The sequence below is a fragment of the Elusimicrobiota bacterium genome (assembly GCA_041660925.1).
Taxonomy (GTDB): Bacteria; Elusimicrobiota; Elusimicrobia; order UBA1565; family UBA1565; genus JBAZUV01.
In genome coordinates this window covers 418751-438120 of the sequence record JBAZVI010000002.1, presented here as the reverse complement: position 1 = coordinate 438120, position 19370 = coordinate 418751, and the positions used below count along the sequence as shown (strand labels likewise).

General features: G+C 70.1%; 19 protein-coding genes. 10 read left to right on the top strand and 9 right to left on the bottom strand.

Features of this window, described 5'->3' with window-relative positions; all coding sequences use genetic code 11:
* Positions 1-19 precede the first annotated feature (19 nt).
* The gene (gene rsmD / locus WC969_04565; GenBank protein ID MFA6029111.1) at positions 20-610 is read left to right on the top strand and encodes a 16S rRNA (guanine(966)-N(2))-methyltransferase RsmD; all 591 of its coding nucleotides are present in this window, start codon (positions 20-22) and stop codon (positions 608-610) included.
* Entirely contained in the window at positions 607-1386 is a 780-nt protein-coding gene (locus tag WC969_04560) for a PD-(D/E)XK nuclease family protein (protein MFA6029110.1), read from the top strand. The genes rsmD and WC969_04560 overlap by 4 nt, the downstream gene beginning before the upstream one ends.
* Here the strand turns inward: WC969_04560 and rnhA are convergent.
* The 7 genes from rnhA to WC969_04525 form a co-directional block, all read right to left on the bottom strand.
* On the bottom strand, positions 1383-2069 hold the full coding sequence (gene rnhA, locus WC969_04555; protein MFA6029109.1) for a ribonuclease HI: 687 nt from the start codon (positions 2067-2069) through the stop codon (positions 1383-1385). The genes WC969_04560 and rnhA overlap by 4 nt on opposite strands.
* A complete protein-coding gene (locus WC969_04550; GenBank protein MFA6029108.1) occupies positions 2066-3025 on the bottom strand; it encodes an NADPH:quinone reductase in 960 nt (319 codons plus the stop codon). The genes rnhA and WC969_04550 overlap by 4 nt, the downstream gene beginning before the upstream one ends.
* On the bottom strand, positions 3022-3885 hold the full coding sequence (locus tag WC969_04545; GenBank protein MFA6029107.1) for a GGDEF domain-containing protein: 864 nt from the start codon (positions 3883-3885) through the stop codon (positions 3022-3024). Before WC969_04545 ends, WC969_04550 begins: the two co-directional genes overlap by 4 nt.
* A complete protein-coding gene (locus WC969_04540) occupies positions 3882-5132 on the bottom strand; it encodes a PLP-dependent aminotransferase family protein (protein ID MFA6029106.1) in 1251 nt (416 codons plus the stop codon). The genes WC969_04545 and WC969_04540 overlap by 4 nt, the downstream gene beginning before the upstream one ends.
* 395 nt (positions 5133-5527) lie before the next feature.
* Positions 5528-6739, bottom strand: coding sequence for a hypothetical protein (locus WC969_04535; GenBank protein ID MFA6029105.1), 1212 nt, complete (start codon positions 6737-6739; stop codon positions 5528-5530).
* A gap of 10 nt (positions 6740-6749) precedes the next feature.
* Positions 6750-7217 (bottom strand): phosphohistidine phosphatase SixA, encoded by a 468-nt coding sequence (gene sixA, locus WC969_04530; GenBank protein ID MFA6029104.1) that lies wholly within the window; start codon positions 7215-7217, stop codon positions 6750-6752.
* Between the two features lie 36 nt (positions 7218-7253).
* A complete protein-coding gene (locus WC969_04525) occupies positions 7254-8453 on the bottom strand; it encodes a phospholipase D-like domain-containing protein (GenBank protein MFA6029103.1) in 1200 nt (399 codons plus the stop codon).
* A 73-nt stretch (positions 8454-8526) separates the two neighbouring features.
* Between WC969_04525 and WC969_04520 the strand changes: the two genes are divergently transcribed.
* From WC969_04520 to WC969_04490, 7 genes are all read left to right on the top strand, one after another.
* On the top strand, positions 8527-10437 hold the full coding sequence (locus tag WC969_04520) for an AAA domain-containing protein (GenBank protein ID MFA6029102.1): 1911 nt from the start codon (positions 8527-8529) through the stop codon (positions 10435-10437).
* Positions 10438-10759: 322 nt separating this feature from the next.
* Entirely contained in the window at positions 10760-12076 is a 1317-nt protein-coding gene (locus WC969_04515; protein ID MFA6029101.1) for a cyclic 2,3-diphosphoglycerate synthase, read from the top strand.
* A gap of 133 nt (positions 12077-12209) precedes the next feature.
* A complete protein-coding gene (rocD, locus tag WC969_04510) occupies positions 12210-13427 on the top strand; it encodes an ornithine--oxo-acid transaminase (protein MFA6029100.1) in 1218 nt (405 codons plus the stop codon).
* Between the two features lie 18 nt (positions 13428-13445).
* Positions 13446-14414 (top strand): carbamate kinase, encoded by a 969-nt coding sequence (locus tag WC969_04505; protein MFA6029099.1) that lies wholly within the window; start codon positions 13446-13448, stop codon positions 14412-14414.
* A 19-nt stretch (positions 14415-14433) separates the two neighbouring features.
* Entirely contained in the window at positions 14434-15837 is a 1404-nt protein-coding gene (locus WC969_04500; GenBank protein ID MFA6029098.1) for a cation-efflux pump, read from the top strand.
* A 6-nt stretch (positions 15838-15843) separates the two neighbouring features.
* Complete coding sequence (locus WC969_04495; protein ID MFA6029097.1) at positions 15844-16836, top strand: NAD(P)-dependent alcohol dehydrogenase; 993 nt, start codon at positions 15844-15846, stop codon at positions 16834-16836.
* Positions 16833-17504, top strand: a complete 672-nt coding sequence (locus WC969_04490; protein ID MFA6029096.1) for a hypothetical protein — start codon at positions 16833-16835, stop codon at positions 17502-17504. The genes WC969_04495 and WC969_04490 overlap by 4 nt, the downstream gene beginning before the upstream one ends.
* A 62-nt stretch (positions 17505-17566) precedes the next feature.
* Here the strand turns inward: WC969_04490 and WC969_04485 are convergent, their stop codons facing one another.
* Positions 17567-17926, bottom strand: coding sequence for a hypothetical protein (locus WC969_04485; protein ID MFA6029095.1), 360 nt, complete (start codon positions 17924-17926; stop codon positions 17567-17569).
* Positions 17927-17970: 44 nt separating this feature from the next.
* Here WC969_04485 and WC969_04480 point away from each other — a divergent pair, with 44 nt between their 5' ends.
* A complete protein-coding gene (locus WC969_04480; GenBank protein MFA6029094.1) occupies positions 17971-18195 on the top strand; it encodes a hypothetical protein in 225 nt (74 codons plus the stop codon).
* Positions 18196-18225: 30 nt separating this feature from the next.
* Here the strand turns inward: WC969_04480 and WC969_04475 are convergent, their stop codons facing one another.
* A complete protein-coding gene (locus WC969_04475; GenBank protein MFA6029093.1) occupies positions 18226-19260 on the bottom strand; it encodes a hypothetical protein in 1035 nt (344 codons plus the stop codon).
* Positions 19261-19370 lie beyond the last annotated feature (110 nt).

Below are 19370 nucleotides of genomic sequence, written 5' to 3'. Positions count from 1 at the left end.
AGTATCTTATAATATCGCCGTGCTCCGATTCATAGCCGGAAGCGCCCGCGGGCGCCGCATCCTCTCCGTACCGCAGGACTCGGGCGTGCGGCCCATCTCGGCGCGCATCCGGCAGTCGCTCTTCGACATCCTCCGGCCGCGCCTGCCCTCCTCCCGCTTCCTCGACCTCTACGCGGGGACCGGCACGGTCGGCCTCGAGGCCCTCTCGCGCGGCGCCGAGCGCGTCGTCTTCGTCGAGCGCGACAAGCGCGTCGTCGAGGTCATCGAGCGCAACGTCGCGCGTTTCGGCTGGGCCGCGAAGGGACAGGTCTTCCGCGCCGATGTCGCGGCGTCCCTCTCCTGGATCCCCTTCCGCTCCGGGGTCAAGGAGTTCGACCTCGTCTTCATGGGGCCTCCCTACGTGGACCCCGAGAAGAAGGCCCTCTTCCTCGTGACCCCCACGCTGGCCAACGTGGTCGCCTGCAACCTCGTGACCCCGACCGGCTGGGTCGTGGCCCAGCATCACCAGAAAGAGGAGCCGAAGGTCCCCGCGGGCTGGGAGCAGTTCCGCCGCGAGCGCTACGGCGACTCCCGCGTCAGCCTCTTCCGCCGACTCCTCCCCGCTGCGTGAAGGACCTGAAGCTCTGGCTTCAGGAGCACCCCGCGCCCGCGCGCCAGGCGCGGCCCAAGGGGATGGAGATCAGCTACTCGCAGATCCGCGCCTACCTCGACTGCCCCTGGCTCTATAAGACCGTCTACGTCGACCGACGCCGCGCCCCGATGAGCCCGCCCTCCGCGCTGGGGGTCTCCATCCATGGAGCGCTCGAGGCGTACCACCGCGGCGGCGGGGGGGACCTCGCGCGCCTGCTCGCCTGCTGCGACGAGAACTGGTGCCACGCCGGCTTCAAGGACGCCCAGGAGCAGCTGGAGTGGCACGCGAAGGCGCGGCGCATCCTGGAGCGCTACCACGGCGACGAGCTCGAGCGCCGCTCCGAGGTCCTCGCCGTCGAGAAGGACTTCCTCGTCCCGCTGGAGCCGCACGCCCTGCGCGGGACCATCGACCGCATCGATCGGCGCCCGGACGGCACCGTCGAGGTCATCGACTACAAGACCCACCTCGACGTCGAGAGCGAGGAGGCCGCGGCGGAGAACCTCCAGCTGGGCCTCTACGGGCTGGGCGCGCGCGACTGCCTCGACCTGGTCCCCGCCTGGCTGACCCTCTACTACGTCGCGACGGGGAAGCGCACGACGGTCCCCTTCGACCCCGCGCGTGAGGAGGGCATCGTGGAGCTCGTGACCCGCGTCGCCGACCTCGCCGTGACGGGACGCGGCTTCCGCGCGGATACGACGCACTGTCCGTCCTGCGACCTGCGCAGGACGTGCCCGCACTCCGTCTCCAGGGACTAAATCCCCCAATCTTTCAGGGTCGCGGCTTCTTCGTCGGGGGAGCAGACCTTCTTGAACTTCGCCGGCTTGCCGTGCACGCGCGCCTGGCATTCGGCCCAGGTGGCGTGGCGCTCGAGACGGCCGTCGAGGAGGCTGAGGTAGGTCCCGGGGCCCTTCTTCGCGCGCTTGCGCGGGGCCCGCGGCTCGTGCGGGGCGGGCGCGGCGAGGAGGTCCACCGGATAGTCGGAGAGGGGGCCGGCGTAGAGGTCGATCTCCCTGCCCTGGGCGAAGGCGACGGCGATGCGGTCGCAGCGCTCGTTGGCGGGGTGTCCGTCGTGGCCGCGCACGTGCTCCCACTCCACGCGGCGGGCGGCACAGAGCGCGTCGAGGCTCTCCCAGAGGTCGCGGTTGAGCACGTCCCCGCCGTCGATGCGCTTCCAGCCCTTGCGCTTCCAGGAGGCGACCCACGAGGTCACGCCCTTCACGAGGTAGGTGGAATCCGTCGTGACGCGCAGCGCCCCGGGATGGGCCTCGAGGGCGCGCAGGGCCTCGACGGCGGCGAGCATCTCCATGCGGTTGTTCGTCGTCCGCGGCACCGCTCCGCCGAGCTCGAAGACCTTCCCGTCGGGGAGGAGGAGGATCGCGGCCCAGCCGCCCCGGCCGGGGTTGCCCGCGCATGCGCCGTCGGTGAAGACCCGGATCACGGGACGAGGACGGTCTTGCCGTAGGCGCCGGGCTCGAGCACGGCCTTGTGCGCGAGGGGGGCGGCGTCGAGCGGGAGCACGCGTCCGATGACCGGGGCGAGGCTGCCGTGGGTGAGGCCGTCGCCCACCGCCTCGTAGGCGGAGAAGAGCTCGACGGGCGTCGCGTTCCAGAGGCTCGTGCCGTAGATCGCCGCGTCCCGTCTCATGGCGGCGCGCGGGTCGATCTCGACCTTCCCGCGGCTGCCGACGACCACGATGCGGCCGCCCTGGGCCACCGTCTCGAGGTCCGCCGCGAGGTTGAGGTTCGCGAGCATCTCGACGATGAGCTCGGGGCCGCGGCCTTTGGTGACCTCGAGGACGCGCTCCATGTGCTTCGGGTCGCGGTGGTCCACCGGGAGGGCGCCCTGGACGCGCACGAGCTCGAGGCCGCGGTCGCTGCCCGCGGTCCCGATGACGCTCAGCCCGGTCGAGCGGGCGAGCTGGATGGCCGCCACGCCCACGCCGCCGCTGGCGCCGTGGATGAGGATGGTCTCTCCGGGGTGGGCCCGGCCGCGCTGGAAGATCGCGCGGTAGGCGGTCGCGTAGGGGATCCCGATGGCCGCGCCCTGCTCGAAGGAGACGCGCTCGGGCAGCGGGTGCACGCAGCACTTGTCGCAGAGGGCGTATTGCGCGTAGGCGCCGGTGAGCGTCCTCGAGGTGTAGACGCGCTGGCCGGTCTTGAGTCCCTCGACGCCGGCGCCGAGCGCCTCGACGAAGCCCGCGGCGTCGGTCCCGGGGGTGTAGGGGAGCTTGGGCGTATGCGCGTAGGTCCCGGCGCGGATGTAGGCCTCGACGGGATTCACGCCGGCGGCGAAGATCTTCACGAGGATCTGTCCCCGGCCGACCTTGGGGACAGGGACGTCCTCCACGCGGAGGACCTCGGGTTCTCCGAACGAGCGGACGACGATGGCCTTCATGCCGGGACCTCCTCCGAGACGACGCGGTTCTTCCCGCCGTGCTTGGCACGATAGAGGTTCGCGTCCGCGCGGCCGATGAGCCCCGTCGCGTCGTCCTCCGCGCGCAGCGTGGCGACGCCGATGCTCACCGTCATGTGGACGGGAGGCGTGCGCGGGTCCATCTTCGCCTCTTTCGCGTCGATGACCGCGCGGTGGGCGACCGCGCGGCGGACGCGTTCGGCGACGCGGGAGGCGGTGGCCGGGTCGGCGCCCGGCATGACGAGGGCGAACTCCTCTCCGCCGTAGCGGCCCAGGACGTCCTCGCGGCGGATGCTCACGCTCGCCGTCTCGACGAGCTCGACGAGCACGCGGTCGCCGAAGAGGTGGCCGTGGGTGTCGTTGAGCTTCTTGAAGTCGTCGATGTCCATCATGAGCAGCGAGAGGGGGCGGCCGCCGCGCCGGGCGCGCTCGATCTCGTGGGTGAGGGTCTCGCGCAGGTAGCCGTGCGAGTAGGCGCCCGTGAGCCCGTCGGTGATCGACTTGAGGTGGAAGAGGTCGATGCGCTCGCGCAGCTCGCGGTTGCGGGCCCGCTGGCGCTCGCTGCGCGCACCGAGCACGTAGCCGAAGACGACGAAGGCCGCGACCGTCGCGACCTCCATGTAGACGTAGAAGACGAAGTTGTAGCTCAGCTCGCTGCGCACCCAGACCGCCTTGAGCACGGGGTCCGCGAGGACGAAGCGCAGGATGAAGGCCCCGAGGGGGCAGAGCAGCCCGAGCCCGAGACCCAGCAGCGGGTAGAGGACGGTGTGGGGGAGAGCGCTCAGGAAGCCGGCCGCCTCGGCGGCGCCGGGTTGTCTGCGCTCGCGGCTCGGCTGCGTCATCCCCGATGGGCCGTCGTGTGGTGGTGGTGGTGCGTCCCGGAGCGCATGTTCGCCTTGACGACCTTGGCCAGGCGCTTGACGCCTTCCTCGATCTTTTCGGGCGTCGGATAGGAGAAGTTCAGGCGCATCGTGTTGTGCCCGCTGCCGTCGCTGTGGAAGGCGGAGCCGACGACGAAGGCGACGTTCTCCTTGACCGCCTCGTAGAAGAGCTCGTCGGTGTTCATGTAGTCGGGCAGCTTCACGAAAAGGAAGAGGCCGCCCTCGGGCTTCGTCCAGGTCACGCCCTCGGGCATGTGGCGCTTGAGGGACTCGAGCATCGCGTCCTTCTTGACCTTGTAGATCGCGCGCGTCTTGTCGATGTGCTCGCGGTAGATGCCGAGCTTGAGGAACTCCGCGGCGATGAGCTGGTTGAGGGGAGAGGTGCAGAGGTCCACCGACTGCTTGAGGATGCTCATGCGCTTGATGATGGCCTCGTGGGCGAGGATGCAGCCCAGGCGCAGGCCGGGGGCGAGGGTCTTGGAGAAGGTGAGCAGAGAGATGACGTTGCCGTGCTTGCCCAGCTTGTAGAGCATGTGCGGGGCTTTGCCCTCGAAGCGGATGTGGCGGTAGGGGGAGTCCTCGATGATGAGGACCGAGTACTCCTCGGCGAGCTTCACCAGCGTCTTGCGCCGCTCCTCGGGCATGGTCACGCCGTTGGGGTTCTGGAAGTCGGGCACGACGTAGACGAACTTGTAGTGCTCCTCCTCGTTGCGCAGGTGGCGCAGCTTCTGCTCGAGGTCGTCCATGCGCATGCCGTCGTCGTCGCCCATGACGCCGATGGTGCGGCAGCCGTAGGCGTTGAAGGCCTGCAGGGCGCCGACGTAGCTCGGCAGCTCGACGAGGATGGGGTCGGAGGCGTCGATGAAGGTCTTGCCGACGAGATCGAGGGACTGCTGGGAGGCCGAGACGACGAGGAGGTTCTCGTTCTTGACGATGAGGCCCTCCTCCTCGCGCAGCATGCGCACGACCTGCTCCTTGAACTCCGGAAGCCCCTCGGTCGGGCCGTACTGGAGGGCGACGTGGGGCTGCTTGGAGATGACCTCCCGCGAGATGTCCGCGAGGATCTGGGAGGGGAAGGTCTGGGGGTCGGGGAGGCCGCCGGCGAAGGAGATGATCTCGGGCTTGTTGGTGAGCTTGAGGAGCTCGCGGATGACGGAGCTCTTGGTGCGGCGGTTGACGGCGGCGAGATTCTTGACGAGATCGATCATGATAGCCTCGGGATCATAGTGGAGCGCTATAGACCTGCGTGCGCGTATTCTAACAATTAGAGGGTGAAAGGCAAGTTGACGAAGGACGGATGAGAGGCTGAACCCCCACCCGAGAAGGAGCGGCGGAAACGCTAGAAGAGGAACATGGCCCGCACGTTCCCACCATCGCCACTCTGTCGCCGCCGCGCTCAGCCCGAGCCGACTGGTAGTCGGCTCCGGGGGCGCGGTCCCCTCGCTCCGGAGCGGAAGAGTCCTTCCGACGTGGCCGGAGCTCGGCGGCTCTTCAAGGGGGGACTCCGTCCCCCCGTTTCGTCGACGCTAGCTCCCCACGCTGCGCTCGGTCGCGTCGCTGAACCCCCCTGGGGGGAAAGTCGGGGTATTCGGGCGAGCGTGGGTCAGAAAAGAAACATCGCCCGGATGTTTCCTCCATCCCATACATGCCTCCCTGCGTCGTCGAGGTCCCAGTGGCCGTAGAGACCGAGGCGGCCGGAGCCGCCGCCGTAGACGAAGTCGACGCCGGTGCCGAGTTTGGCCTCGGCCGGGGTCTCGGCGACGCTCGAGGCGGGCGCGGACGGGTAGGCGCGCCGCTGTTCGCCCTCCCCGAGGAAGAGGGCGAGCTCGCTCACCGCCCAGGGACGCAGCTCGCGACGCCAGCGTCCGTAGGGCTGGAGCTCCCAGCGGCGATAGCGGATGTCGGCGGCGGAGTCGGGCCCGTGGCCCGCGTTCGCGCTGCGCGTGAGCAGGCGCGCGCCGGCCTCGACGCGGTCCCGGGCGCCCAGGAGCCGCTCGCCGGCGAGGGTCCAGGTGTGCAGCGTGCGGCGGAAGTCCAGGGTCTTCCTCGACGGATCGGGGTCGTAATAGTCCTGCTCCCGCTTGTACTCGAAGGCGTAGTCCGCGGCGAAGCCCCAGTCTCCCGCCGGCGCTGAGGCCGGACGGTCCCAGCTCAGCGCGAGCCGCGTGCGGCGGTAGCCGTAGAGCCGCCCGTCCGCGGGGACGGAGCGCTCGAGCGGCTCGTCGAGCTCCGCGGAGGCGAGGACGCGGTCTCCGCCCTCGGTCCAGGCCGCGCGGAGGTCCCAGGTCACGGGCTTGCGATGGTAGCTCTGCGAGGTGCGCCCGCGCTGGTTGAAGCTGAAGTCCACGGCGTCCATCGCTCCCCGGAGCATCCAGGGGCCGCGCGCCCAGCGCAGGAAGAGGCCGATGTCCGCGTCCTCCTTCGAGAACTCCGGCTCCCCGAAGAGACCGCCGGTGAGCTCCCGCCAGGGCCCGGCCTCGAGCTGGAGCCAATGATGGAGCTCGACGAGGTCCTTGTCCCCGCGCTGGACGAGGTCGTAGCGGAACGCGAGTCCGTCGTTGAGTCGGCGGGTCAGCTTGAGGTCCTGCTCGAGGAGGAGGTCGGAGCGGTCGAGGCTCGCGCCGTTGACGCGGTAGCCGCTGCTCGAGGCCTGCCACGCCCAGCGCCAGTCGAGGGGAGGGGAGAAGCCGAGCAGGTCGAGGAAGTACTCGCTGTCGAAGAGGCCCTCGGTGTCGAGGGCGTCCATCTCGCGCGCGGTGAAGACCGCCGAGGCCGGCGAGGCGAGGAGGAGTCCGAGCGCGAGCGCGGCGAACAACGGCCTCAGGTCAGAACCTCCCGTCGGGTCCGGCGCGCCAGAGCAGGCGCCACTCCCCGTCGGCGCCGCGCTCGAAGGCGGCGAGGCCCGCGGTGGGGTAGGCCATGGGCTCGCCCGCCAGACGTGAGGCCGCCTCTCCGATCTGCGGCATGTGCCCGACGAGCAGGAGCTCGCGGGACGGCCACTTCTCGGCGAGGACGAGCTCCAGGAGCTCGGCGCCGGAGAGGAGGTTGTCGAGGGGCTTGTAGACGCGCAGGGGGGCCCCGAAAGCGGCGGCGACCTGCTCGGCGGTCTGCCGAGCGCGCACCAGCGGGCTGCAGAGCGCGAGGCCGGGGGCCGCGGCGCGCGCCTTGAGCTGTTCGGCCGCCTTCTGCGCCTCCACGATCCCGCGTTCGGAGAGAGGGCGTTCGACGTCCGAGTGGACGCCGGCCTCGTGGGCGGTGGGCGAATGTCCGTGGCGCATCAGGTAGAGCTTCATGGGGAGGCCGATTATAGCAGAGGAATGCTCCGCGACCTAGAGCCAATAGCGGAGGAGGTAGAAGAAGCGCTCGAGCACCCGCTCGGAGTAGGGGCGCAGGGCCCAGCGCTCGCGGGTGATCTCGCGGGAGCGCTCCATGTCCGCGAGCACCGAGGCTTCCAGGCGCGAGGAGAACTCGCGGTCGACGGCGTGGATGTTCGCCTCGAGGTTGTGGAGCCAGGAGCGGTGGTCCATGTTGTAGGAGCCGACGGTGCTCCAGATCCCGTCCACCGTCGCGATCTTCGCGTGCATCATCGGGCCGGGCCAGGCGAAGATGCGCAGGCCGTTCCCGAGGTGCGGGCCGAAGAGCATGCGGCTCGCGTAGGTCGCGGCCGGGACGTCGGAGAGCGAGGGGACGAGGAGGCGGACGTCGACGCCCCGCTTGCGCGCGCGGTAGAGCGCTTTGCGGATGCCGCGGTCGGGGATGAAGTAGGCGTTCGCGATGCAGATGCGCGTGCGCGCGCGGCCGATGGCGTGCAGGTAGGCGCGGCGTATGCGGTGGCGGTGGAGGAGCTCGTCGTTGGCGACGACGCGCACCAGCGAGGTCCCGGGGGCGTGGCGCAGGTCGGAGACCGAGTGGAACCAGCGGCCCGTCTCGCGGTACCAGGTCCCGCGGAAGAGGCGCTCGAGCTCGTAGGCGGCGGGCCCCTCGAGGCGGACGTGGGCGTCGCGCCAGCCCGCGCCGCCCTCGGAGGCGTCGGCGTGGTCGTCGGTGATGTTGAGCCCGCCGGTGAACGCGACGCTCCCGTCCACGACGAGGATCTTGCGGTGGTCGCGGCGGCCCCAGCCCCAGCGGCGGTGCCAGGGGCCGAGCGGACGGAACTCGAGGAGCTGGATCCCGCGGTTGCGCAGGGCCTGGAGCCAGGAGGGCTCCGCGTCGATGGAGCCCGCCGCGTCGTAGATGACGCGCACCGCGACGCCCGCGCTGGCGCGCGCGGCGAGGGCGTCGCCGAACTGCCGGCCGGTGCGGTCGGAACGCAGGATGTAGGTCTCGAGGTGGATGCTGTGGCGCGCCGCGGCGATGGCCTCGAGCATCGCCGGGTAGGCCTCCCGTCCGTCCATGAGCAGGGTGAGGCGGTTGCCCGCGGTGAACTCGGCGGGGGCCTCGCAGTAGCCGTCGGCGTCCCGGCGCTGGCGGTGGAAGAGCTCCTTGAGCTTCTTGAAGGCCGAGGCGGAGAGCCTCCCGTGGCGCTGCATGCACCGAGTCTAACAAACTCGCCGGGAATCCCAAAGGGGGGATTCCCGGCGAGAATTGATACAATGCGCGGCCATGCCGTCCACGGAAGGCCGCTACGAACGCCTCCTCCAGCTGCTCGAACTCGAGCGGGAGGCGGAGCGCGAGGAGACCCGGCGCGAGCTCGAGCGCCTGGGCGAGGACGCCCGCGAGGCGCTCGGGCGCAGCGTCGCGCGCCTGACGCTCGAGTCCGTCGACGAGACGGAGGCCGGCTACCGGACGCTCCTGCTCGTGCGCCCGCCCCGCAAGGGAGAGGAGCTCTCGCCCTTCCACGCCATGGACCAGGGCGACAGCGTGCGCGTCGTGCTCCCCTCCGGCGCCGACCCGGGCTGGATCTACGGGACCCTCGAGCGCGTCGAGGAGGACCGCGCGCGCGTCGCCGTCGACGGTGCGCTGCCCGCGCGCTTCCCGACCGGACGCTATGCCCTCGACCTCATGGGCTCCGACGCGACCTGGCGGCGCATGCGCCGCGCGGTCTCCGAGATCTCGAGCGCCCACGGCCTCTGGGCCGCGCGCCTGCGCGACATCCTCCGCGGTTCGGCCGTCCCCGAGCCCGGCGTCGAGCGCCCCGTCGAGTTCCTCGACCGCACCCTCAACGAGTGGCAGCGCCGCGCCGTCGTCTCCGCCCTCAAGGCCGGGGATGTCGCGCTCATCCACGGCCCGCCCGGCACGGGGAAGACCACGACCCTCGTCGAGGTCATCCGCCAGGCGGCTCGCCGCGGCGACCGCGTGCTCGCGACCGCGCCCTCGAACGTCGCCGTCGACAACATGCTCGAGCGACTCCTCCCGGACCTCGACGCCGGCCTGCGCGTCGTGCGCCTGGGCCATCCCGCGAAGACCCTCGAGTCCCTGCGGCGCGCGAACCTGCGGGTCATCGCCGCCGCCGACCCGCAGCACCATCAGGCCGAGACCCTGCTCGGAGAGCGCGAACGCCTGCTCAAGCGCCTCGCGCGTCAGGGCCGGCGCGGCGTGCCGCCCGAGGAGCGCGGCCGCGCCCTCTTCGAGGTGCGGCGGCTCGAGCGCGAGGCCCGCGAGCTGGAGCTCGCCATCGCCCGGCGTCTCGTGCTCTCCGCGCAGGTCGTGCTCTGCACGCACGGGGGGATCTCGCGGCGCTGGCTCCCCGGGGACTTCGACCTCATCGCCCTGGACGAGGCCTCGCAGGCCACCGAGCCCCTCTCCTGGATCCCGCTGCTGCGCGGCCGCAAGGCCGTCTTCGCCGGCGATTCCATGCAGCTGCCGCCGACCCTGCGCTCGCGCGAGGCGGCGCCGGAGCTCGGACGCACCCTCTTCGACCGGCTCAAGGACCTCCTGCCCGACACGATGCAGACGCTCCTTCGCGAGCAGTACCGCATGAACGAGCGGCTCATGGAGTTCCCGTCCCGCGAGTTCTACGGCGGGGCGCTCATCGCCCATCCGTCCGTGAGCGGGCACCTCGCCTCGGACCTTCCGCGCGTGAAGGAGTCCGAACTCACGGGACAACCGCTCGTCTTCATCGACACCGCCGGGACGGGCTGGGAGGAGGGCTTCGACGAACTCCTCCAGAGCCGCGAGAACGAGGGCGAGGCGGGCCTCGCCGCGCGCATCGTGGCCGAGCTCCAGGAGGCCGGCCTGCGCGCGCGCGACATCGGCCTCCTCTCGCCCTACGTCGCGCAGGTGCGGCGCCTGCGCGCGCTCGTGAAGCCCCCCGTCGAGGTCGGCACGGTGGACGGCTTCCAGGGCCGCGAGAAGGAGGCGGTCGTCGTCTCCCTGGTGCGCTCCAACGAGAAGGGGGAGGTCGGCTTCCTCTCCGACACCCGGCGCATGAACGTGGCCATCACGCGCGCGCGGCGCCTGCTCGTCCTCATCGGCGACAGCGCGACCCTCTCCCGCCATCCCTTCTACCGCCGCTTCCTCGCCCACATCGAAGCCCGCGGCGCCCACAAAAGCGCGTACGAATGGGCGGCGTAGCCCTTCCTTAACCTGCCTGAAGGAGCGGGTTCACCCCACGACGCTTGTTTGCTATACTGCGGCCGGAGCGTTCGGGTCGCGTAGCCTGGAGGGAGCTCTCTCGGACCCCGCCGTTCAGGGGCCTCGATGAACTCCGTGGCTTTTCCGCACCGTACGTCCGCGCGCAAAGACGCTCTCAATCCCTGCTCCGGAGCCTCCCCGGCCGCGGAGCAGAGATCGAGAAAGGGTCCGCGCCCTCCGCTCCCGCCGTCCTAACGGCGAAGCATCGAGCAGCCCCCGGTCCTTCAGCGGCCGCGTGGAGCGCTCGCAGAACGGAGGACACATGAAACGGAAGAACGTCATCATCATGGGCGCAGCCGGCCGCGACTTCCATGACTTCAACGTGTACTGGAAGCACCAGCCCCAGTACAACGTCGTCGCCTTCACCGCCGCGCAGATCCCGGACATCGCCGGCCGCCGGTACCCGCGCGAGCTCGCCGGGAAGAACTATCCCAAGGGCATCCCGATCGAGGCCGAGAGCGAGCTGCTCGCGCTCATCAAGCGGCACAAGGTCGAAGAGGTGACGCTGGCCTACTCCGACCTCAACGCCCTCACCGTCATGCACAAGGCCGCCATCGTCAACGCCGCCGGGCCGGACTTCCGGCTCCTGGGCTGGCAGCAGACGATGATCCCCTCGAAGAAGCCCGTCATCGCCATCTGCGCGGTCCGCACGGGCTGCGGCAAGAGCCAGACGACCCGCAAGGTCTGCGAGTACCTCAAGGCGATGGGCAAGCGCGTGGCCGTCATCCGCCACCCGATGCCCTACGGCGACCTGCGCAAGCAGGTCTGCATGCGCTTCGCGACCCTCGAGGACATGGACCGCAACCACTGCACCATCGAGGAGCGCGAGGAGTTCGAGCCGCACGTCGAGGCCGGCAACGTGGTCTACGCCGGCGTGGACTACGAGAAGATCCTGCGCAGCGCGGAGAAGGAGGCCGACGTCATCCTCTGGGACGGCGGGAACAACGACATCTCCTTCTACAAGCCCGACCTCCTCATCACGGTGGTCGACCCGCTGCGCCCCGGCCACGAGCTCTCCTACTACCCGGGAGAGACGAACCTGCGCATGGCCGACGCCATCGTCATCAACAAGGTGGACAGCGCGAAGGCCTCCGACGTCGCCATCGTCGAGGCGAACTGTCACGCCGCGAACCCGAAGGCGCTCATCATCAAAGCCGAGTCCCCGGTCACCGTGACCGACCCGGCCATGGTGCGCGGCAAGCGCGTGCTCGTCGTCGAGGACGGCCCGACGCTGACCCACGGCGAGATGACCTTCGGCGCCGGCCACGTGGCCGCGCGCGCTGCGAAGGCCCGCACGATCGTGGATCCGCGGCCCTACGCCGTGGGCTCCATCAAGAAGACCTTCGCCACCTACCGGCACGTCAAGGACATCCTGCCGGCGATGGGGTACGGCGACAAGCAGATGTCGGAGCTGCGCCAGACCATCAACGCGGTGCCCAGCGACGTGGTCATCATCGGCACGCCGATCGACCTCTCGCGGATGATGTCGTTCAACAAGCCCTCGGTCCGCGTGACCTACGAGCTGCGCGAGCGCACCTCCGGCCTCAAGGCCCTCATCGCGAAGGCCGTCTCGAAGTAAGCAGGGAAAAGCTTCGCTTTTCCCTGGGAGTTCCGGACTCGTGATGCACGAGCAAAGTCAGGGGAACAGGGTGCAGTTGCCCTGTTCCCCTGATATGCTAATATCGCGTTATTAACGTTTTAGGAGGCCCCTCATGACCACCGCCGCCGCCGTGAGCAGCACCCAGGAGCTCATCGACACCGCCGAGAAGTACGGCGCCCACAACTACCACCCGCTTCCCATCGTCATCTCCCAGGCCAAGGGCGTCTGGGTCAAGGACCCCGAAGGGCGCAAGTACATGGACATGCTCAGCGCCTACTCGGCGCTCAACCACGGGCACCTCCACCCGAAGGTCGTGAAGGCCCTCGTCGAGCAGGCCAAGAAGGTCACGCTGACCTCCCGGGCCTTCCACAACGAGCAGATCGGCCCCTGGCTCAAGGAGCTCTGCGAGCTCACCGGCTTCGACATGGCGCTGCCGATGAACACCGGCGCCGAGGCCGTCGAGACCGCGGTCAAGACCGCCCGCAAGTGGGGCTGCCTCCGCAAAGGCCTGCCCCAGGACAAGGGCGAGATCATCGCCTGCGCCAACAACTTCCACGGCCGGACCGTCACCCTGGTCAGCTTCTCGACGGAGGAGCAGTATCGGCGCGACTTCGGGCCCTATACCCCGGGCTTCAAGATCGTCCCCTTCGGCGACGCCGACGCCCTCAAGCGCGCCATCACCCCGAACACCGTGGCCTTCCTCGTCGAGCCCATCCAGGCCGAGGCCGGCATCCTCATCCCGACGCCGGGCTATCTGCAGCAGGTCCGCGAGCTCTGCACGAAGAACAACGTCCTCATGATCCTCGACGAGATCCAGACCGGGCTCGGCCGCACCGGCAAGATGTTCGCCTACGAGCACGACGGCATCCGCCCCGACATGGTGATCATGGGCAAGGCGCTCGGCGGCGGCGTCATGCCGATCTCGGCCGTGGCGGCCTCGAAGGAGGTCCTCGGGGTCTTCAAGCCGGGCGACCACGGCAGCACCTTCGGCGGCAACCCGCTCGCCTGCGCGGTCTCCCGCGTCGCGATGCGGGTCCTCGTCGAGGACAAGCTCGTCGAGCGCTCCCACGAGCTGGGGGAGTACCTCATCGACAGCCTCTGCGAGATCAAGAGCCCGCACGTCAAGGAGATCCGGGGACGCGGTCTCCTCATCGGCATCGAGCTCAAGCCCGAGGCGGGCGGCGCGAGGACCTTCTGCGAGAAGCTCATGTCCGAGGGGATGCTGTGCAAGGAGACGCACGAGCACGTCATCCGGCTGGCCCCGCCGCTGACCATCGAGAAGAAGGAGCTCGACTGGGCCTGCACGCGCATCAAGAAGGTGCTCGCCTAGGGGCGGGCCCGGCGCGCGATGGAGCACGACCTCTACGTCGTCGCGATAGGGGGCAACGCCCTCCTCAGCCCCAAGGAGAAGGGCACGGCCGAGGAGCAGCAGCGCAACGCCGAGGAGACCTGCGAGAAGCTCTCCTGCCTCTTCGGCCCCGAGTACCACCTCGTCATCACCCACGGCAACGGCCCGCAGGTGGGGAACATCTTCCGGCAGAACGAGATCGCCGGGGGGGAGATCCCCCCGATGACACTCGACGCCTGCGTGGCGATGTCGGAAGGCAGCATGGGCCACTACCTCCAGCTCGGCATGCTCAACGCCCTGCGCCGGCGCGGCATCCGCCGCTACGTCGTGACGACCATCACGCAGGTCCTCGTGGACCCGCAGGACCCCGCCTTCCAGAATCCGACGAAGCCCGTCGGGCGCTTCTACACGGAGGCGGAGGCGAAGGGGTTGATGAAGGAGAAGGGCTGGTCCATGATGGAGGACGCCAAGCGCGGCTGGCGGCGCGTGGTCCCTTCGCCGCAGCCGCTCAAAGTCATCCAGCGGCACATGATCCGCACCCAGGTGCTCTTCGGGGACATCGTCATCGCCGTCGGCGGCGGCGGGGTCCCGACCGTCGAGCTGCCGGGCAAGCAGTACAAGGGCGTCGAGGCCGTCATCGACAAGGACCTGGCCAGCGCCGTGCTCGCCAGCTCCATCAAGGCCGACGCCCTCATCATCCTCACGGCGGTCCCCTGCGTCCGCCTCCGCTTCGGGACGCCGCAGCAGCAGGACCTGGGCAGGATCACCGCCCGGGAGGCCCGACAGTTCCTCGCCGAAGGCCATTTCGCCGTGGGCAGCATGCGCCCGAAGGTCGAGGCGGCGCTGCTCTACCTCGCGAACGGGGGACGGCGGGTCCACATCACGGACATCGAGAGCCTCCCGCTCGCCCTCGAGGGCAAGGCCGGGACCCTCATCCAGACCCACTACGACGACCCTCCCGCCGGGTGACGGAGCGGCCATCGACACCGTGAACGCGTCGCAGGCGGCGGCAGCCCGGGAGAAGCAGTCGGTCGCGATCTCCTCGGTGGCCGCCGCCGTCGTCCTCACCGGCACGAAGCTGGGCATCGGCCTCTGGACGAACAGCCTCGGCATCCTCTCCGAGGCCGCCCACTCGGGTCTCGACCTCGTCGCGGCGGCCGTGACCTGCTGGGCCGTCCATGCCTCCGCCAAACCGGCCGACGACACCCACACCTACGGACACGGGAAGATCGAGAACATCTCCGCGCTCTTCGAGACCCTCCTCCTCGTCGTGACCTGCGCCTGGATCCTCTGGGAATCCGTCGAGCGGCTCTTCTTCGTCGACAAGGAGGTCGCGGTCAACGTCTGGTCCTTCGCCGTCATCTTCCTGTCCATCGGCATCGACTGGTCCCGTTCGCGGGCGCTCAAGCGGGTGGCCGACAAGTACGACAGCCAGGCCCTCGAGGCCGACGCCCTCCACTTCTCCACCGACATCTGGTCCTCCTGCGTCGTCCTCCTCGGACTCTTCGGCGTCCTGATCGCCCACCGGACCGGCGCGTCCTGGCTGGTGAAGGCCGACGCGGTCGCCGCGCTCGGGGTCGCCCTCATCGTCCTCAAGGTCTGCTGGGCCCTCGGCAAGAAGTCCGTCGACGACCTGCTCGACACGGCTCCCGCGGGGATGCAGGAGAAGGTCCTCGCGGCCGCCCGCGTCCCCGGAGTCCTCGAGGTCCGCAAGGCCCGGGTGCGCAAGGCCGGCGCGGAGGTCTTCGCCGACGTGACCCTCGCCGTCCCTCAGGGGACCTTGTTCGAGGCCGCCCACGCGACGGCCGACCGGGCCGAGGCCGCCGTCCGCGCCGTCCTGCCCAACGCCGACGTCGTCGTCCACGTCGAGCCCGACGGGGTGGTGCCCGGCGAGCTCACCGCGGCCGCCCGCATCCTCGCGGCACGCCGGGGTCTCGGGGCCCACGCCGTGCGCGTCTACGAGGAGGAGGGGAAGCGCTCCGTCGAGCTCCACCTCGAGGTCGCCGAAGACCTGAGCGTCTCCGAGGCCCACGCCGAGGCGGACGCCTTCGAAGAGGACCTGCGCTCCTCCTTCCCGGCCCTCGAGAACGTCGTCACCCACCTCGAGCCGGCCGGAGAGGCGGCGGCGACGAAGAAGGCCGAGACGGTCGGCGAGGCCCGCGTCCAGGACGAGCTCCTCGAGTTCTGCAAGCGGCAGCACGTCCCCGCCAACCTCCACGACCTCAAGGTCCGGCTCAGCGGCGGGGAGCTCTCCGTCTCCATGCACTGCGCCCTCGACGCCGCCACGGGCATCCGCGACGCCCACGATTTCACCGAACAGCTGGAGAAGCACCTGCGCGAGCGCGTGAGCGGGCTGGGCCGCGTGCTCATCCACGTCGAACCGAAGCACTGAGGGGACATGAACGTCAACGCCTACGCCGCGAAGGCCGCGAAGGCCGCCCTCGCGCCCTGGAGCTACGAGCCCGGGCCGCTCGGACCCGATGAGGTGGAGGTCGCGGTCACTCACTGCGGCATCTGCCACAGCGACGTCCATCTCATCGACGACGACTGGGGCATCTCGAAGTACCCGCTCGTCCCCGGCCACGAGATCGTCGGTACGGTCGTCGCGCGAGGGAAGGCGGTGCGCCACCTGAAGGAGGGCATGCGGGTGGGCATCGGCTGGCAGTGCGGCTCCTGCATGGACTGCGAGTACTGCGAGCAGGGCGACGAGAACTACTGTTCGAAGAGCCGGGCCACCTGCGTCGGCCATCACGGGGGCTTCGCCGACCGCGTCCGCGCCGACGGCCGCTTCGCCTTCGCCCTGCCCGAGAAGCTCTCCTCCGAGACCGCCGCCCCGCTGCTCTGCGGCGGCATCACGGTCTACTCCCCGCTCAAGCACTACTGCGTGGGCAAGGGCACCCGCTGCGCGGTCCTGGGCCTGGGCGGGCTCGGGCACCTGGGCGTGCAGTTCGCGGCCAAGCGGGGCGCGGAGGTGACGGTGTTCTCCACTTCTCCCGACAAGGAGAAGGAGGCGCGGTCCTTCGGCGCCGCGCACTTCGTCTGCGGGCAGAAGCCCGCGCGCGGGGCCTACGACTTCATACTCTCCGCCGTCACGGCCGACCTCGACTGGGGGTCCTTCGTCGCGGCTCTGCGGCCGGAGGGCCGCCTCTGCTTCGTGGGCGCGTCCCCCGCGCCCCTGCAGCTCCCGGTCCTGGCGCTCATCGGAGGGCGCAAGAGCATCTGCGGCAGCCCCATCGGCAGCCGGCGGGACATCGAGGACATGCTCGCCTTCGCCGCGCGCAAGGGGGTCTGCGCTCTGACCGAGACGGTCCCGATGGGGGAGGTCAACGCGGCCGTCGAGCGGGTCCGCCGCGGCAAGGCGCGCTATCGCATGGTCTTGAGGGTTTCATGACCCACTGCAAGTACTGCGGCTGCTCGGGCTGGTTCTTCGCGCTGAACCCCGCGGGACTCTGCGGGAACTGCGCGCACATCGTCGGCATGGAGATCACGCAGCGCAAGCAGCACATGCGCGACGCGCTCGACCGCGCCGACCACACGGTCAACCCGCACACCCGCCTGGCGCGCATCGAGGAGATGCTCAAGGACCTCGAGGCGCTCTCGAAGTACGAGGAGAAGGGCATCCCGACCATCGAGGGCTCGCCGAAGGACGAGCATCAGAGGCGCCGCGAGCAGCTCGACGCGCTCCTGCTCGAGACCGCTCAGCAGGAGACGGACTCCGCCCTGGCCCGCGTCGTGAGCGCCGAGGACGCCGCCGCGAAGACGAAGGTGTACAGCGACCTGCTCCTGCGCCTGGCCGACTACCGCGAGAAGGCCGAGAAGAAGGATGCCCTGCACGCCCTGGAGCGCAAGATCCGCGACGCGGTGCTCCAGATCGAGCTCGACGGACGCCTCCTCCGGGCCCGCAACGAGGAGGCGAGGGGCTCCAACGCCGAGGCGCTGGCTCTCTACCAGGAGGCGCTGACCTACCTCAAGGCGCTCGACATGGACGTCGAGCTGCGCATCAAGCACGTCGCCCGCATCAACGGGAAGGTGAAGGAGCTGAAGGCCAAACTCTCATAAGCGGCAGCAAAGACGAAGGGCCGCCCGTCATCGGCGGCCCTTCGTCTTTGCTGGACGAGCGCCTAGGAGGAGGAGCCAGGAGCGAGCAGGCGGCGGCGCTTGGAGCAGAGCACGAGCGCGCGCAGGGCGAGGCCGAGGAGAAGCGCCGGGACGAGGAAGAGGTCTCCGCTCACCGCGGAGGAGACGACGGCGGCGGCGCAGTAGAGGACGAGCGCGAGCGCGGCGTAGGGGCTGAGCCGGAGGCGAAGGGCGAGTCCGAGGCCCAGGAGGATGGCCGCGTCCACCAGGGCCCAGGGTCGGGCGAGGCCGATGAGGGCGTCGAGGCCGCCCACGCCGAGGAAAGCCATGGACAGGGTCCGGACGCCCGCCGCGGCCCCTTCCGGGGTCTTCGGCTCGTCGGTCGCCGCCTTCCAATCGATCATACGCCCATTGTAATCGGCTATGATGCGGTTCGCAAGGAGGGACCATGGTCCGACGTCTGTTCGTCGCCCTGCTGCTGCTCGCCGGCGCCTGCTCGAAAGGAGCGCCCCCGGAGGCGAAGAAGGAGGAGAAGGTCGACAACGCCGCGACCCGCTACGCCGACGGCCTGAAGACCGACGTCGACAAGGCCAAAGCAGCGGCCGCAACCTACGGCGCGGCCGGCAAAGCGCGGGAAGATGAGCTCGCCGCCGGCGAGGAGCAGTCGAAGTAAGCGCCGGGGACCCCCGCAGGGGATTCCCGATCAGAAGCGGATGTTCGCGCCGAGGCGATAGGACTCGCCGAGGTCTCCGAGCAGCTGGAAGCCGAAGTCGAGAGAGAGCCGCTGGGTCCCGACGCCGACCCCGGCGGTCAGCCCCGCCAGCGGGCCGAGCTCCGCGAGGCTCACGGTCTTGTAGCCCAGGCGGAAGGCCATCGTGTAGCGGTCCGAGACCGGCGCGGAGTACTCCGCGCCGACCTTCCCGTAGGGCGGCCCGTAGTAGGGCTGCGCGGCTTCCACGGCGAGGAGGACTCGGCGGTCCGCGGAGAAGCGCGCGTCGTAGGAGAGGCCGCCGGCGAGCTCCAGCGGGAGCTTCTCGCTCTCCTGGATGAAGCGCATCGCCGTGCCGAGGTTGCGGAAGACGAGGCTGGCATGCAGCCGCTCGTAGTCGTGGTGGCGGTAGAGGATGCCCCCGTCGAGGGCCAGGGCCGAGGCGGAGCGGCGGTAGAGCGTCTCCTTGACGTACTTCCCGGCGAAGCCGAAGGCGAGGCGTCCGTGCCAGAAGTCCTCCTCCGGGTAGAGGGGGCGCACCGCGCCCGGATGGTTCCACATGGGACCGAAGTACTCGCGGTCGCGGGTGAGCGCCTCGTCGTCGATGTCGAAGGCGCGCGCGTAGGAGAGGGAGAGCACCTCGCTGTGCGGCTGGAAAGAGCCCACCGTCCGGTTCGTGTTGTCCACCGCATTGAGGGAATCCTGGTAGAAGAAGGCCCCGGAGACCCCGAGCGTCCCGCGCAGCGCGCGCACGGGGTGCGCGTAGGCGAGGTAGTCGTGGTGGAAGAAGGTCATGGACTCGGAGTGCGAATAGGCGAGGTCCGGGCCCTGAAGCATCGCCGAGCCGGCGGGGTTCCAGTAGATCGACTCGGCGCCCTCGGCGACCGGCCCGTAGGCCTCTCCCATGCCGAGCGCCCGCGCCCCGACCCCCACGCGCAGGAACTGCGCGGAAGCTCCGCCCGTGTTGCTCGTGAAGGCGTGCAGGGGCGCCGCGCAAGCGGCCAGCAGCGCGAGCAGCAATCTTCCCACTCCGGGGACCCGGTCCATACCCCGGAGTGCGGCGCGAGAGGAGAACGTCCGCGCGCGCGCACCGCCGGGGGCCCCCCTGAGACCCCGGAGTGCGGCGCGAGAGGAGAACG